Below are 15,496 nucleotides of genomic sequence, written 5' to 3'. Positions count from 1 at the left end.
GATCAGGCGTGGACGGGTTGCGGGGCAGGTTCTTCCGCGTCCGGAGGCGTTGGTCTGGGAGCTTTGGCCCGCTTGTGCCACAGACGGGTGAGGCGGGGATCGTGCCCGTAGGGGGCGAGGAGCAGCAGCAGGCCGGCCCACATGGCGAAGGCGAAGCTCCACAGGCCCATGACGACTGCGATGCCTAGATGGAACAGCACTCCCGCGGGCAGGAGTGCCCACCTCACCTTCTGCGGCATGAGCAGCGCGGCGGCGAGAACGATCTCGAGTACGACAGGGCCCCAGGTCATCGCGGCGACGCCCACAGGGTTGTCGGTGATCAGGTTCAGGGCAGGCCTGAGCCAGTCGGGCGCGCCGAAGGCATAGTTGTTGATCCAGTAGTACAGGGCGCTGCCGTCGGCCCACTCGGCGTGGGGCAGCTTGGCCATGCACGACTGGAAGTAGATGACGGACATCTGGATGCGGGCCAGGGTGATCGCGCTGACCCCGATCAAGGCCCAGGTGCTGCTGCGTCTGTTCTGCGACGGCTGGTCCGGCTGAGGCTGCCAGTGCCAGCGGCGCGGGTCGCCGACGGCCACGAGGACGAGCAGCAGGGTGAGGATCCACGTGACCTGGTCGCCGCCGTCGGGGATGGAGATCCCGGTGAATACGCTGAACGCGACGTAGGCGTGCGGGATCGCGGTGAGTCTGGGCCGCCAGCCGCTGGCCGCGATGACCAGGATCAAGCAGCATGGCCAGCGCACGGTTTCGAAGTGGTCTGGGGAGACGAGGCAGAACGCTCCGGCTCCTGTGACGCCCCGGCACAGCGGGTACTGGCCGACGGTGGAGACCTCCTGGAAGAGGGTCGCGCTGTCGCTGAAGGCGAGGGTGCCCAGGGTGCCGAGGGCGAGAAGGGTCCGGGCCATTCCGTAGCCGGCGGCCCAGGGGAGGGTGATGGTGCGTGGTCGCATCAGCAGGTCACCTCCAGCACCATGACGCGTTCCGTGGAGTGGGACTCGGGTACGAGGTCCCGCCATGCGTACGGGGTGGGGCGTTCCTGCAGCAGGCCCACGGTCCCGCACAGGGTCGGGTCCGGTGAGCCGTTGTCCACCGTTCGGGCAGCGGGCCCCGCGTTGGACAGGCAGGCTTCGCGGCTGTCCGTGCAGTCGCGCCAGTCGGATTTCTGGGCCGCCGAGAGCAGCATGGCGATTTCCACGCCTTGGGCTCGTGATTCACGGTTCAGGCCGAAGGCGTTGTGAGGTGAGGCATGCGGAGTCAGCGAAATCCCTCGCCACCCGCTGGATGTCTGCTCGTAGGGGGTGACCTCGGGATCACGCGGTGATTTGGTGAAGAAGGCCCACCCTTGGGGTGCGACATTGACGACTGTATGCTTCACCTTCGTTTGCCCCGGCAATGTGATGACGTTTTTCGGGACCTGTTCCTGGACTGCGTAAAGGACGATCACCGACCAGACGACACACGCGAGGGCGATCGATTTCCGGGACACGGAGGCTGTGCCTGTTCCGCTGCGTGTGAATGCGGCACAGGCCGTGCGAATTTTGCTGTTCATGGTGGGGTGGGGGTCCTCTGCCGCCGGGACGGGAAAACAGCACCGCGGGGGCGGAGAGTCTGCAGCCTCTCCGCCCCCGCACCGCTTACGCGGCCTTGAGGGCCTTCGTCACCTGGGCGACGGCCTCGTCCTTCGACAGCGGGGTGCCGTCGCCCGTGGTGGGCTGCGGGCTCCAGAACCAGTTCTTGCCCTTGACGAAGTTGGCGCCCACGGCGACGGTCACCGTCACCACGGCGCCGGCCGCGGTGACGACAGCGGCGATGTGGACGACAGCCGCGCCGACCGCGACGGTCACGCCGCAGAGCTGGCCGTTCTCGACCGGGGCGGCCTTGTCGTCCTTCTGGGCCACGGACAGGAGCATGTCCTGGGCGCCGATGACTGCCTTCTCGACCTGGCGGGGGTCCCCGCTCCGGGTCTTCGCGCTGAGGTCGGCGAAGAAGCCGGGCGACCGCTTGTTGATCAGGTCGATCACGGCGTTCGAGGCCCGGATCTCCTCGAGGTCGTCGTTGTCGAGGTGCTGGCGGGCCTCCGCGAAGAGGTCCAGCTGCGACAGACCGCGGCCGACCTCGCCCTGCCCGAAGAAGAGGCCACGGAAGACGTTCTCACCATCGAGCTTGGCCGAGACGGACGGCGCAGCGGCAAGGGTCTTCCCAGACACCGCATTCGATTCCGCCATCGCCGACGGCGCCGCGGCCACGCACAAGGCGGCCGCGGTCACGCCGGCCACAATCAGGATGCCGCGCTGCTTGATGTTCAACTGCATTCCCCTCGTCAGAAAAACGTCAGGGGGCAGCAAGGCATACGATCCACCGCCCCCCGATGCGTGATCTTGCCTCAGGGATATTCGCACAGTGAATGATCGCAAGTCTAGCAAATATGCCCGCACTCACATCCGTGCGAAAAGGGGCGAATATTTCCGGTGATCTTCAGGGATGAATCAGGCCATCCATCGCGAGCGGGGTTGACTCTGCGGATTCTTAGCGGGCCTCAGCCGAGACGTGTTGGTGAATACATTCAGTCAGATTGGCTGAATTGATCAGTCCGCCTGTCGGCTGGAGAGGGAGTTGAGCAACGCGGCACCGCGCTCGGCGTCGTCGACGCTCACCGCGAACTCCGTACCCTTGCGGGGGTGGATGACCAGGCATTCGCCGGCCCGGAGCATCACGGTCGTTCCCAGACCGCTGAGCCGGTAGCCCCAGCCGCCGACCTGCGCGGGCGTCCGGGACTCCGCCCGCGCCGATTCGATGTCCTGGGCGGCCCAGCTGCGTACGGGCCAGCCGAGCGGCCCGAAGGCGACGTCCAGCCCCTTCTCCGTCACCCGGGCCTGCACCGAAGAGCAGAAGAGTACGAGGATCGAGGCGATCGCGAAGGGTGCGATCAGCGCCCACTGCAGGTCGATCAGCCCGCCGACGGCGGCCAGCACGGCGGCCGCGGCCACAAGACCGGTGAGGGCGGCGGTCAGGTGGAGCCAAGGGTTCGACGCACGGGAAAGCCAGACGAAACGCTCCCCCTCGGGGATCTCCATCTTCCTCGCGCCGTCGGTCGCCTCGCCGGAGGCCGGGGCGCCGCCACGGCGGCCCGCCAGCCACCCCAGCACACCGGCAGCCGTCGCCGCCACGACGGTGAAGGTGACCCCCATGCCGACGGAGCCGGCCTCGTGCCAATCGGCCCGGTCCAGATTGGCACGCACGATGGACGCCTGGACACCCACGAGGAACACGCCGCCCGACAGCAGCGTCACACCGACCCACGGCCTTGCGGCGACGCCCCCCCGGCGGGCCGCGAAGGTGACGGACAGCGCCAGGACCGCCCAGATCAGGGCGGGGAACAACGACACCGCCCACAACGGCATCGACCCGTCGGGGGAATTTCCACCCCAGTGCGTGGCCAGACGCTCCGGCAAGCGACTGCTCGACGCCTGCGGGAAAGCGGCCAGCGCGGCCAGAACGCCCGCTGCCCATATCGCCGCACCCCAGCGCGCACCGTTGGTCCGCTTCGTACGGTCGTTCACGAAAGCCCCCTGATCAGTTCGATGAGTTCGCTCTTGCTGTAGCCCTGACGTGCCGCGTCGGCGACCAGCTGACGCGCCCTGTCCAGCAGTTCGGACCGCTGGTCCGCGCCTTCGGCGACCGTCACCCCGCGGCCCCGCCGGAACTCCAGCACCCCCTCGTCCCGAAGGGTCCGGAGGCCCCGCAGCACGGTGTTGGCGTTGACGCCCAGGGCCCGGGAGAGATCGCGGGCGGGCGGCAGCCGGTCCCCCGGCCGGCACTCCCCGTCAGCGATGGCGCGCCGGATCGCGCCCGCCACCTGCTCGTGCAAGGGCCGGCTGTCGGCGATGTCCAGTCTCAGCAGCATAATGCTATTGATCGTAGCACCATCGTCTTCTCTGGATGTGGATCTTCAAGGCCAGCGGACCGGCCGACAGAGGCTGCAGGGCGATAACGACTCCCGGGCGGCGTCCACGTCCTGAATGACGCCGAGATCGAAGCCCCCATCGAAGCGCCGACTGAGGGCATCACCCGCTCAGCAGCGACCTCGATCCTCCGTGCGGCGCGGACGGCCACGATCGGGGATGCCTGCAGGTCTATTGGGTGAGGCATGGCCAGGAGTGGAGTACCGCGCTGTGTTCCCTCGTCCAGGTGCACAGTCGGGCCCCCGCCGGCGATTCGGCGGGGGCCCGTGTTGTGGCCGGCGGCTATTCCGTCAGCCCTGACTCAACGGCCTCTTGAATCGCTCGCCGTTGGCGTCATCATGCAGTAGATAAACCAGCTCTTCGGGGGTTTTGCCGATCCAGACGGCCCAGATCGTACAGGCGGCGGGCTGTGAATCACCCACCCCGTATTCAATCCGCACCCCTGGCCCTTCATCTGGATATCGACCGAACTGCCAAACCCCTTCTGCTGAAACCTTGCCCAGAGAGTCCGCCCCGGCTGACGAGGCGCACAACGGGTCATGGCGAATCTTACTCAGTACAACCTTGCCGTCTTCTTTGAGTTCAATTCGCCCACCCTTCGAGCCCTCCCAGATTCCGACTACGTCCGAGTTTTTGAGAGTTCGCTCGCGATCCGGGACTTCAGACTCCCTGATCGAGACGACAGCCGCACCCCCGATGAACACGAACAGGCCCAGCAAAAAGAACATGACTGGTTTTCGTTTCACGATTCTCCTTTGCTCTTCAGCCCATTACTTCCCTGGGAGGATCGGCGAAGGGAAATCGGCCCCGACAGCCATCTGATCGGAGGAGGCGAACGCCTTGGCTGCCGCGATCAGTGGGGCGAATCCGTCAGATTTCAGCCACATAACGGGGAACTCGTGGCTTGCCGCCGTCTCCCGAACGACACGATCAGCGATTGCTCGGGCTTGGAAGTTGTTGTACAGGTCGGCCACGTGATCAGGCTGCTCCCTGAAGTCATGGTACGCCTCGTGGGCGTCACCGAATTCCTCGGCCTTCTTACTGCCGAGCTCCAACGCGAGGCGCCCCTGCCACAAGGCGTGACGGTATGCGTTCCTGTCAACCGAAGGGTCTGTCTCCGCTGCGGAAACATCCCAGGACCAGTCCATAATCTTCTTCGCATGCCAGCAGGCGGTTGATGGGGCGTAGCACACTTCCTTCTCAGCCACGCCCATTTTATCCACTGGAACCGAACCGCCAGCATTGGGATTGCCGACCCACGGATGCTTGCCAGCTTCATTCACACCGTAGGGCCACTTCGTGGTGAGTTTGTATTCCTCTTCGAAGTATCGCCCGAGCATCAAGATCTCGCCGCGATTCAATTTTCCGCCGCTGCGAATCGTCCCCTTCGCATAATTGACCCGGTTGGTTCGGTGCCGCTTCTCCACCGCTCGGTTCTCGTGGACTATCTGACCATAGCGCTTGCTGGGGCCGCGGCTGTCGTCTGGACGCGTTCCACCGTTCGTGCACTGGTACATGCCGCTGGCGCACTCTTCGAGTTTCAGGCCGTCGGGGTCCCAGTACGTCAGGGGATTCTGGTTCGAGTACGTGTAGCCGTGGAGTTGCTGGGAGTCGGCCAGGTCCATGATCGGGTCGACGGAGATGAATCGGCCGATCAGGGGGTCGTACTCGCGGGCTCCGATGTGGGTCAGGCCGCTGTCGGTGTCCTTGATGCCTCCGACGAAGGTCTTCTCGCCCGTCCACGTCGTCGGCTGGGTGCCGCGGGTCTCGCCGAACAGGCCCGTTGTGCGGCGAGTGACCGTCTGGGCCGCATCGGCGGTGATCTGAGTGGTCGCCGTGTTGTGGTGGTCGGCAAGGGTGAACATGAGCTTGCCGCCCGTGCGCATCGCCACGCCGCCGTAGTAGCGGGTGCCGGTGACCGTGCCCGCCTTGCCGAGCTTCAGCTCGTTGCCGGACGGCAGGTAGAGCGTGGTGGCGTCCTTCTCCTTGCGCAGGAGGCGGTTACCGGACGTGTCGTAGATGAACGAGTTGGTGGTAGTGCCTTGGATGATGGACTTGAGGTGTCCTTCCGCGTCCCAGGAGAGGTACTGGGTTTCACCGGTACCGCTCTTGCGGGTCTTGGTGTTGCCCACCTCGTCGTAGGTGAAGGTTTCGTCGTGCGGGCTGGTGCCGGTCTGCGTGACCTTGGGAAGGTCGTGCTTTCCGGGGGTCGAGGGAGCGTAGGTGCGGATGGTGTCCGCGGTCGGGCCCGAGGCGGTCTTGTGCTTGGTCTCGGTCTTTCGGTTGCCAACCGCGTCGTAGGTGTACGTGGTCCAGTACGGGTCCTCGCCGCCGATGACGGATGCCGACGGAGCGGCCGCGCAGCTCTCGCCCGTGTTGGTCCAGGCCTGGGTGATGCGCCGCAAGGCGTCGAGGTTGACGCACTGGGTGTCGGTCGTCCGGGTGGCGTCCTGCCCGTAGGCCGTGGCGATCGCGGTCAGATTTCCGACGGGGTCATTGGTGTACTTGGTGTCCTCGATCCGCTGTGGGGCGAGGTCTCGATCGGCGTAGGCGCGTGTGAGCGCGCCGGTGTGCTCGTCGTACTCGGCCGACCGGTAGAGGCGTTGGCCGGAAGCACCGAGTTCCTCGCGGATGGTGCGGCCGTAGTGGTCGTACGTCATCGCCGACACGAGGCGGCTGCTGCCGGCACCCATGTTGTTGAGAAGGCCGGAGACCGACTTGTAGGTCTGGCCTACGGTCTCGGCCGGCATGTCACCCATCGCGGGATGCCGGGTCGTGAGGGTCTGGCCTGAGATGTTGTAGGTGTTGGTCCACTTGTAGGTGCCGGCCATGGCCCCGGTGTCCGGGGTGGACGGGATCGTGACCTGTGTTTCGAGCGGTTGGTAGAGGTCGTTGTAGGCGAGGACCTCCGAGGTGTAGCCCTTGCCGTCCACGTAGCGCGTGGACTTGGCGGGCTGGCCCTTGGCGACGGTGTCGTAGACGGAAGAGGTCAGCGTCGTCGAGCCCTGCTTGGTGGCGACGGGACGCCCGAGGTCGTCGTAGTCGGTGTGCAGGGTCACGCCGCGGGCGTCGGTGACGTCGGTGACGCGGTCTCCGGCGTCGTAGGCCGTCTTGGTGACGCCCTTGTCGGGGTCGTTCGCCTCGATCTGGCGGCCGCGGACGTCGTAGGTGTACGTCCACTTCGCGTTGCCCGGGTCGGTGACCTGGGCCAGTTGTCCGAGCTTGTTGTAGGTGTACAGGGTCGACTGTGAGGTGGTGCGAGCCGGGTCCGTGTACTGCTTGGCCTCCACCGTGCGGCCCATGGCGTCGACGACGATGGTGGACGTGGTGCCGCCCGCAGGCGGGCTGACCGTGGTGGTGTCGCCGGTGTAGCTGGTCGTGGTGAGCTTGGTCTCCGTACCGAACTTCTTCGCGATGACCGCCGTCGGGCGGCCTGCGCCGTCGAAGAGGGTGTCGGTGGAGGCCGGGTAGTGGAGCTCCTGTCCCGTTACCAGATCGGGCGAGGGCGTGCCGTCGGCGTAGTACGTGCCGGAGGTGCGCCAGGCCAGGCCGCGGGTGTCGTAGAAGGTTTCCGTGATCAGACGGCCGGCCAGATCGGGCGACTGGGTCTGCGTCTGACGCTCGCGCAGCAGACCGTCCTGGATGGAGTGGACGATGGAGTACTTGTAGTCGTGCGTCAGCGTCTTGGAGGTGACGACGTTGGGCCCGTCGTTGCGGACGGTGTACTCGAAGACACGGCTCGGCAGGTCCGGGGCGGCTTCCGCGGTCCAGTTCGGGACCCATACCTTCGTCACCCGGCCCAGGGCGTCGTACGCGGTCGTGACGACTTTGCCATTGGGGTCGGTGACCTTGGTCGCCTGACCGCGCAGCGGGTCGAGCCGGCTGGTGACGGTGTGACCCAGCGGGTTCGTCGCCGTCATCGCGGTCGGAACCTCGCCCGTGGCCGGCGTGTACGCGGTGGTGGTCACCTTGCCGTAGGCGTCGGCGGCAGCCAGCGCACGGCGGTACGTGTCGTAGCAGAGCTGGTTCTTGGCCGCGCCGCAGGTGGACGGGATGCTCGAGGTGGTGTCGTAGCCGTCACCCTTGCCGTTGACCTTCTCTGTCTTCGTCACCAGGCCCAGGCTCGGGACCGTGCCGAGCGTGCCGTTGTCGAAGTAGGTCCGGGTGTCGCTGATGACGTCGGCCGGGACGGCTCCTGAAGTCTCGCAGGGAAGCGCGACGGTTTCGACGCGGCTCTGCCTGTCCAGGATCCACGTGGCGGTGTTGCGTGCGTAGGTGGTCCGGGTGCAGGATTCGTCGCCCGTCTTGGCCGTGTCGCCGGTACTCGACTGCCAGTCGACCATGCCGTAGTCGTCGAAGTGGCGGCTGGTCTCGGTCGTGCGGATGCCGCCGGTGACGGTGGTGCGGGTCGATTCCTTCTCGACGTTCGTCTTGTAGGAGACGAGGTTCGGCAGGCCGGGTCGCAGTCGTTTGGCCACCTCACCCGAGCGCCACGGGATGCTGGACGTCGCGCTGACGAGCTTTGCGGTGTCGTCGCCGTCGTAGGTGGACGTCTCGCGGACCATCCCGGCGAACTCGGGCCGGTCGATGACCGCGGCTCCGGTGCCGTCCTTGACCTCCTTGCCGTCGAGGCCGCGGAAGTAGCGGGTCTCGGACAGCGTGCGGGGGTCGTTGGCGGCGCCGGTGCGGGTCTGGACGAGTCCGTAGCCGCGGGCGACGGAGTGGACGCGGTCCTCGGCCTTGGTGAACTCGCTCGTGTCCTTGTCCCAGGCCGCTCCGCCGACGTAGGTGTACGAGGTCACCTGGTCGGGCGTCGATGCGAGGTTGTCGCCTTCCACTATCTGGGTGACGACGTAGCTGTTGAACCAGTCGAGCTTGGCGTCATCGCCCTCCCACACCCACTTGACCGGGAAGCACCGGGTCGTGTTCGTGGCGTCCGCGGACGGGAGCGTGGTGGGGGTGCAGTCCTGCTGTGAGTAGGTGACGCCGATGGTGCCGCCGGTTTCGGTGTTGACCTGAGACATCCGCAGCCGGACATAGGGGGCCAGGCCGTCGCCGGTCTTGTCCACCCGGTTGGGACGCTGCTCACCCGTGAAGGTGACGGGATCGAGCGGAATGTCCTCCGCGGCGCCGCCCTTCGCGGTGCGGGTGATGGACTTCAGCCACATCGGCGTGGAGATGCCGTCGCCTGCCGGCGGAAAGTTCTGGTCCAGGGTCCAGGAGTCGACGTCCTGGTACGCGCCGCCGGTGAGGACCTTGGTCTGGATGTCCGTCAGGCGTACGCGCGACCAGAATGTCGGCGAGTACTGGCCCTTGCACTCCGTTGAGCCGTCCTTGCAGAACAGGTCGTACGGGGAATCCGGCCAGTTCTTGGCATTGGCCTCGTCGAAGGTGCCGCAGGAGGTGAGGCAGCGCTCGCTGACCCCGAACTGCACCTTGCCCATGGCCTTGCCGCTGTAGACGGCATCGGATCGCAGCCCGTAGTCGATGTGGTCCAGCCAGCCGCCGCGGATGTACTGGGTGACCGTGGCCTTTCCGGTGGTCTCCGAGAAGTCGCGGCCGTAGTTGTTGGTCTCGGTCTTCCAGTAGTACGCCATCGCGTCGCCACCTGGGGCTACGACGTAGTCGAGCTGCCAGCGCCATGCCTGCTTGCACGACGCGCTCGCGAACGAGGCGTTGTAGCAGGGTTCCCCCATCTGGTTGCCGAAGACGGGCGCGGTCCACGCCGAGTTCGTGGTCGGCGTGGAGGCGTCCTTCCAGCCCGGCAGTCGGTTCAGACCGAAGAAGTACTGCGTGCCGTCAGTCGTGGTGATCTTCCAGTGCTCGCCGTCGTTGTCGCCGTTGACGGCACCGGTGAGCTTCTCGACCTTCTCGCCCGAGTCGGCGGCCGGGTGCCACCCCTTGCCCTGCTCGTAGACGAGCTCGGTCGACTTACCTCCCAACGACAATGTGGCGTTGTCGTTGAACCAGCACTGGTCGCCGACCTTGGCGGTGTTCGTGCCGCCGGTCTTGTCATCGTTGCAGGGCTTGTACCTGCGCTCGATGAAACCGGGTTCCCAGTTCCAACCGTCACCGATCCACGAGCCCTGGCTGTTGGACATGCCCGTGCGGCCGTCGACGGACTGGGAGTTGTAGCCGAGCGCGATCTGCGGGGCCAGCCCGCCGGGAACGGCGGGCGTCGACACCGGGTAGGACCAGGAGAAGCCTCCCGTAGCGCCGCCCGCGCTCCAGGAACCGGAGGCCTGCAGCGAGGTCGCCTTGTAGTCACCCGTCGGACCCGCGTCGCCGGCCGTTACGGCCAGGACGGTCGCGCCGCCCGCGGTTGCCGCGGCCGCCCTCGACGACATGCTCGCGGACTTGGCCGAGGAGTCGAGACCCGGCGTCGTCACCTGGGCCGAGACCTTGCCCGTACGCGTGTCGTTGTGCGTCTGCAGCGGCTTCTGCGTGCGGCACTCCGCGAGCTCGGGAGTCGTCAACGCACACGCCGGAAGCTCCACCAGGCGCAGCCGGGCGGCGTAGTCGCCGCCGTAGGCTGCCCGGAAGGAGTTGTAGTCCACCTCGACCTTCGCCGCCGCGGACCGCGCAGCCCCGTCCGAGCGGCCCACCGTCAGCAGCACGCCGTCGATGCCCGCCTCGCGCCCCGCGTCTTTGCCGACGACAGAGACCTTGACCTTCGACGGTGCTTCGGCCGCCCTGCCGGGAGCGACGTAGACCGCGACCGGGAGCCCGCCCGCCTGCTGAGAGGCGGAACCGACGGCCGGGCCCCGGGCAGCGCCTGACAGGAACGATTTCGAAACGGGTCCCTGGCCTGCTGTCAGATCGACTTCCGCCGAGCCGGCCGCCGGCCAGGTGATGTTCGGCGCCTTCCACGCAACGGCGCCCGCGTCATCGGTCTTCTTCGATCCGCCGGTGCGGACGGGCTGGACCGGTACTGCCTTTGGTTGCTTGAGCTGCGGCAGCGACGGCTTGGATTTGCTGTCAGCTACGGCAATGGCGCTCGGGAGCATACCTGAGAGGACTGCTGCGGCCAACGCCACAGAAAGCCCCCTCTTGGAAAATGTTCTCACACCCCACCCCATGGTTCTAGAAAGTTTTTCTGGCGCAGGCTAACAGTTCGCATTTGACTTGATTCCGACGTCCCGTCAGCGGCTGAATTTCATAGCGCACCGGCTCCTGCTGCCGCAAAGCAGGCCTAATGGATCAACGCGACAGATGAGGTAAAACGACCCAAAAATATCAGGTCAAACCATCCTTGAAACCCATGGATTCCAGGTAGAGTCTCCGCGGATATCCGGACAGATGGAGTGCGCGTGAAAAGAAGAGAGGCCCTGCTCGGCATGCCGGGCGGGCGGGGGATTCCGCGAGTTATTGCGATGGTCTTGGTAAGCGGAATAACTGCTACCGCATTGACTGCAATAACTCCGTCGACGATTGCGGAAGCTGTCACGGACCCAGTCGCGGAGGGTTCGATGAGCGCAGCGGACTTCGCGCTCGCCAAGGCCAAGGAGACTGGTCAGCCTTATGAGTTGACCTCTGCTCGGACCGAGACGTCGGACACCTGGGCGCTGCCGACGGGCAAGTGGTCGGTCAAGCGGCACGGGACGACCGTGCGCGTCCGACGCGCCGGGGGCTGGGTCCCGACCGATCCGACGCTGGAGTTCGCGACGGACGGGAAGGTGAAGCCGAAGGCGTCGGCCGTTGCGATCGCCTTCTCAGGCGGGGGCACCGGTCCGCTGCTGACGGGGGTGAAGAACGGCCGAACCCTGTCGCTGACCTGGCCGAAGGCATTGCCGAAGCCGACACTCGCCGCGAACGTGGCGACGTACGCCAACGTGCTCCCGGATGTCGACCTTCAGGTGAAGGCCGAGGTCGAGGGCTTCTCCCAGCTGCTGGTGGTGAAGACCGCTGCCGCGGCAAAGCACCCTGACCTCGCGACGTTGAAGTTCAAGCTCGACACCGTGGGTCTGAACGTCACCAGGAACACGACGACGGGGCTGCTGACGGCGGTGAATCCGGCCGGTGAGGTGGTCTTCAGCTCACCGAACCCGGCGATGTGGGACTCCACCACCACCGCCGGAGGCTCTGAGGCACCCGCGCGCGCAGCGGCTGCGACGGCTGCCGATTCCGGGACTAGCGCCACCCCGGGAGAAGTCTTCGTGACTCCGTCCGGGGCCAAGAACGCACAGATGCCCACCACCATCACGGGGGGCAATCTGGAGATCAAGCCCGACCAGGGGCTGCTGGCGAACGCCTCGACGAAGTACCCCGTGTACATCGACCCGTCGGTGGCCTGGGGCGAGCGGCAGAACTGGGCGTGGGCCTACCGCACGTGGGAGAACAACTCCTACTGGAACACCAAGGAGGACGTGCGGGTCGGCTACGAGAAGGACACCAACGGTCTCTCTCGGACCTTCTTCCAGCTCGACACCTCTGCCGTCAGGGGTGCACAGGTCTCGAAGGCGACGTTCCGGATCAAGGAGACCTGGTCCTGGTCGTGCATCCCCAAGCCCGTGGAGCTGTGGACCACCAACTCCATCTCGTCGGAAACCACCTGGAAGCAGCAGCCCAACCGGCTCAAGAAGCTCGACTTCGTGAACGCCGCCAAGGGCCGGCCCGAGTGCGCCGCCGGCAACCTGGAGTTCAACGCCACCAGCGGCGTCCAGGAAGCGGCGACCAACGGTTGGTCCAGCATGACCGTGGGCCTGTACGCGTCCAATGAGAGCGACGAGTACCACTGGAAGCGGTTCGATCCCAAGACCGTCACGCTGGAGATCGAGTACAACAACCCGCCGAACACGCCGTCCGATCCGGGAACCTCACCGTGGGTGCCCTGCGAGCAGGGCGGCTCCATCGGCAACACCACCATCGGTCTGTACGCGACGGTCTCCGACCGTGATTCCGGGAACCTGAACACCGAGTTCCAGGTCTTCAGGGCCGGCGAGAGCACACCCGCCATCACCCAGACCCTCGCGGCCAACAACGGCAGGGTCGCCACGTGGAACGTCCCGGACGCATCACTGCTTGACGGCAGCTACACCTGGCGGGCACGTACGACCGACCAGGACGGCGCCCAGTCGGGTTGGTCCCAGACGTGCAAGTTCACCGTGGACCGCCTCCGCCCGGCCGACGCGCCCAAGATCAGCTCGACCCTCTTCCCCGACGGCACGAACGGCTGGCCGGCCGGCACCGGAAAGGCCCGGCAGGAGGGAAGCTTCGTCCTGTCCGCCAACGGTGACAAGGACGTCGTCTGGTACGGCTACTACACCGACTGGGACCCCGAGGTGAAGAGCACCTCCGTCGCCGCAGGCGCTTCGTTCACAGCGAAGCTCACCCCGCCCGGCGCAGGCCCGCACTTCGTCTACGCCTTCACCCAGGACGCCGCCGGGAATCGCTCCGACACCGCCGTGTACAAGTTCTACGCGGCACGCGCGGCGGCGAAGGACGTGCCCAACGACCTCAACGGGGACGGCCACCGCGACATCTGGAGCAGCGACCTGTTCGGCAGTCTCCTCACATACGCCGGCCAGGGCAGCGGCCGGTTCTCCGCGACGGTCAGCTCCACCGGTTCGTTCGCCCGCTCCCAGGTCGCCACTCTGGGTGACTGGGACGACGACGGATACAACGACATGCTGTCACTCGAGCAGCGGGCCGGTTTGCCGGGCAAAACGCTGTGGGTCTACGGCAACAACGGTAAGGGGAGCGTGAAGAACGACCCCATCGAGAAGACCGTTGGCAGGATCGATGAGAACCACTGGTCCAACGCAGACCAGATCATCGCCCCCGGCCGGCTCGACGGCGATGAGATTCCGGACATCCTTGTCAAGCAGGGGAACAAGCTCTACGCGTACTTCAACTCCATCTGGGGCAACCTGGACGACGTCCCGCCCGTGCTCGTAGGCGGTACCGACTGGGACAAGTACACGGTCATCGCCCCCGGCGACATCAACAAGGACGGCGTCCCCGACTTGTGGCTGCGGGACAACGCCAGCGGCGACATCCTGAGCACCCACGGAAAGAAGAGCCAGGATCCGAACGAGACGGTCGACCTGGCCACCTGGGGCACGCTCGCCCGCACCAAGGTGGGCTCCGGCATGCCTCAGGCAAGCCATCCGCAGGTCAGCTCGGCCGGTGACCTCAACGGCGACAACGTCTCCGACCTGTGGGCCCGCCAAGCCGACAACACCATGGTCGGCTTGCCCGGCAAGACCACCTCCGACGGCTCTACGATCGGATCCTTCGGCACCCCGTTCCAGATCGACGGCGTCCCTGGCGCGCGCATGCCGGCCGGGACGACTCTGGCCTCGGGACAGGAGTTCTCCAGCGGCAACGGCAAGCTGGTCATGCAGTCCGACGGCAATCTCGTACTGCTGAACAAGGACAACAAGGCGCTCTGGGCAACCAGGACCAACAAGCACCCCGGGGCCACCGCCCGTATGCAGACCGACGGCAACTTCGTCGTGTACGCGGCCGACGGCAAGACCGCTCTGTGGAGCAGCAAGACCAACATCGCGGGCTCGTACGCGATGCTCCAGCCCCGCGGTGCCCTCGTGCTCTACAACCCCTCCGGGCAGAGCCTGTGGAGCAGCGGTACGCAGAGCCGGCCGGACTACAACGGCGACGGCTACACGGACGTGGCGGTCCGTGACGCCAACGGCAACCTCTGGATCTACCCGGGAACCGGCGGTACGAGCTCCAGCACGCTGGGCGAGCGCTATCTGGCGGGCAACGGCTGGTGGGTCGACCACTGGACGAGCCTGCACACCGCGGACCTCAACAACGACGGGTACTCCGACATCGTGGGCCGTGACCGCTTCGGAAACCTGTACCTGTACCCGGGCACGGGCAGAACGGGCACTGGGACGTTCAACAACGCGGTCCTGATCGGGGTGGGCTGGAACTCCTACACGGACCTCGGCTTCGGGGACATGAACGGCGACGGCCGCACCGACCTCATCGGGCGCGGCAGCGACGGCAACCTGTGGGTCTACCCGCACAAGGGCAGCATCGGCACCGACACCCTCGACAGCCGCGTCTCCATCGGTGTCGGCTGGTGGCCTGCCAGCTGGCCCATCCTGCGGTTCGCCGACCTCAACAACGACAACAAGATCGATGTCCTGGCGCACCGCGACGACAGCAAGCTCTACCTGTACCCGAACACCAGCAGTGGTTCCATCAGCCTCGGCAATCCCACCGTCGTCGGTGAGGGCTGGTGGTTGGGAGAGTGGACGCCGTACGTCAGCGACCTCAACAGCGATGGAAAGCCGGAGCAGGTGGGGGTGAAGCGGACCGGGGAGCTCCACGACTTCCTCGACACCGGCACCACGGTGATCGGTACCGGTTGGACCGGAGTCGACATCGTTCTCTGACCCGGACCGGCATTGGGTGAAGGAGGGGTGGGGGGGGGGGGTTGGGGGGTGCCCGGGGGGGGCCCGGGGGCGGGGGGGGGCAGGATGGGGGGGGTGGGGTCGAGCGGGCCGGCGGGGGCGCGGCTCCCGCTGGCGGGCAGCAGCGGCGCGAGGGCCTCGTAGACCGCC

8 protein-coding genes are annotated in these 15,496 nt (G+C 66.4%); 1 reads left to right on the top strand and 7 read right to left on the bottom strand.

What is annotated here, in order from left to right:
- Positions 1–2: 2 nt before the first annotated feature.
- The 7 genes from ACFWP3_RS30115 to ACFWP3_RS30085 all read right to left on the bottom strand — a co-directional run bounded on the left by ACFWP3_RS30115 (position 3) and on the right by ACFWP3_RS30085 (position 10,969).
- Positions 3–950, bottom strand: a complete 948-nt coding sequence (locus tag ACFWP3_RS30115; RefSeq protein WP_384227239.1) for a sporulation-delaying protein SdpB family protein — start codon at positions 948–950, stop codon at positions 3–5.
- Positions 950–1,549 (bottom strand): SdpA family antimicrobial peptide system protein, encoded by a 600-nt coding sequence (locus ACFWP3_RS30110; protein WP_384227237.1) that lies wholly within the window; start codon positions 1,547–1,549, stop codon positions 950–952. Before ACFWP3_RS30110 ends, ACFWP3_RS30115 begins: the two co-directional genes overlap by 1 nt.
- A gap of 85 nt (positions 1,550–1,634) precedes the next feature.
- The gene (locus ACFWP3_RS30105) at positions 1,635–2,306 is read right to left on the bottom strand and encodes a sporulation delaying protein family toxin (RefSeq protein WP_384227234.1); all 672 of its coding nucleotides are present in this window, start codon (positions 2,304–2,306) and stop codon (positions 1,635–1,637) included.
- Positions 2,307–2,585: 279 nt separating this feature from the next.
- Entirely contained in the window at positions 2,586–3,560 is a 975-nt protein-coding gene (locus ACFWP3_RS30100) for a DUF1648 domain-containing protein (RefSeq protein WP_384227232.1), read from the bottom strand.
- Positions 3,557–3,904 carry a GntR family transcriptional regulator gene (locus ACFWP3_RS30095; protein ID WP_384227229.1) on the bottom strand — a complete coding sequence of 116 codons (348 nt, stop codon included), beginning with the start codon at positions 3,902–3,904 and terminating at the stop codon, positions 3,557–3,559. Before ACFWP3_RS30095 ends, ACFWP3_RS30100 begins: the two co-directional genes overlap by 4 nt.
- 348 nt (positions 3,905–4,252) lie before the next feature.
- Positions 4,253–4,708, bottom strand: coding sequence for a hypothetical protein (locus ACFWP3_RS30090; protein ID WP_384227226.1), 456 nt, complete (start codon positions 4,706–4,708; stop codon positions 4,253–4,255).
- A gap of 24 nt (positions 4,709–4,732) precedes the next feature.
- Positions 4,733–10,969, bottom strand: a complete 6,237-nt coding sequence (locus tag ACFWP3_RS30085) for an RHS repeat domain-containing protein (RefSeq protein ID WP_384227223.1) — start codon at positions 10,967–10,969, stop codon at positions 4,733–4,735.
- 462 nt (positions 10,970–11,431) lie between these two features.
- Between ACFWP3_RS30085 and ACFWP3_RS30080 the strand changes: the two genes are divergently transcribed.
- Positions 11,432–15,328 carry an FG-GAP-like repeat-containing protein gene (locus ACFWP3_RS30080; protein ID WP_384227221.1) on the top strand — a complete coding sequence of 1,299 codons (3,897 nt, stop codon included), beginning with the start codon at positions 11,432–11,434 and terminating at the stop codon, positions 15,326–15,328.
- The last annotated feature ends 168 nt before the right edge of the window (positions 15,329–15,496 follow it).

The sequence above is a fragment of the Streptomyces sp. NPDC058525 genome (assembly GCF_042719495.1).
Taxonomy (GTDB): Bacteria; Actinomycetota; Actinomycetes; order Streptomycetales; family Streptomycetaceae; genus Streptomyces.
This window is presented reverse-complemented; position numbering and strand designations above follow the sequence as displayed.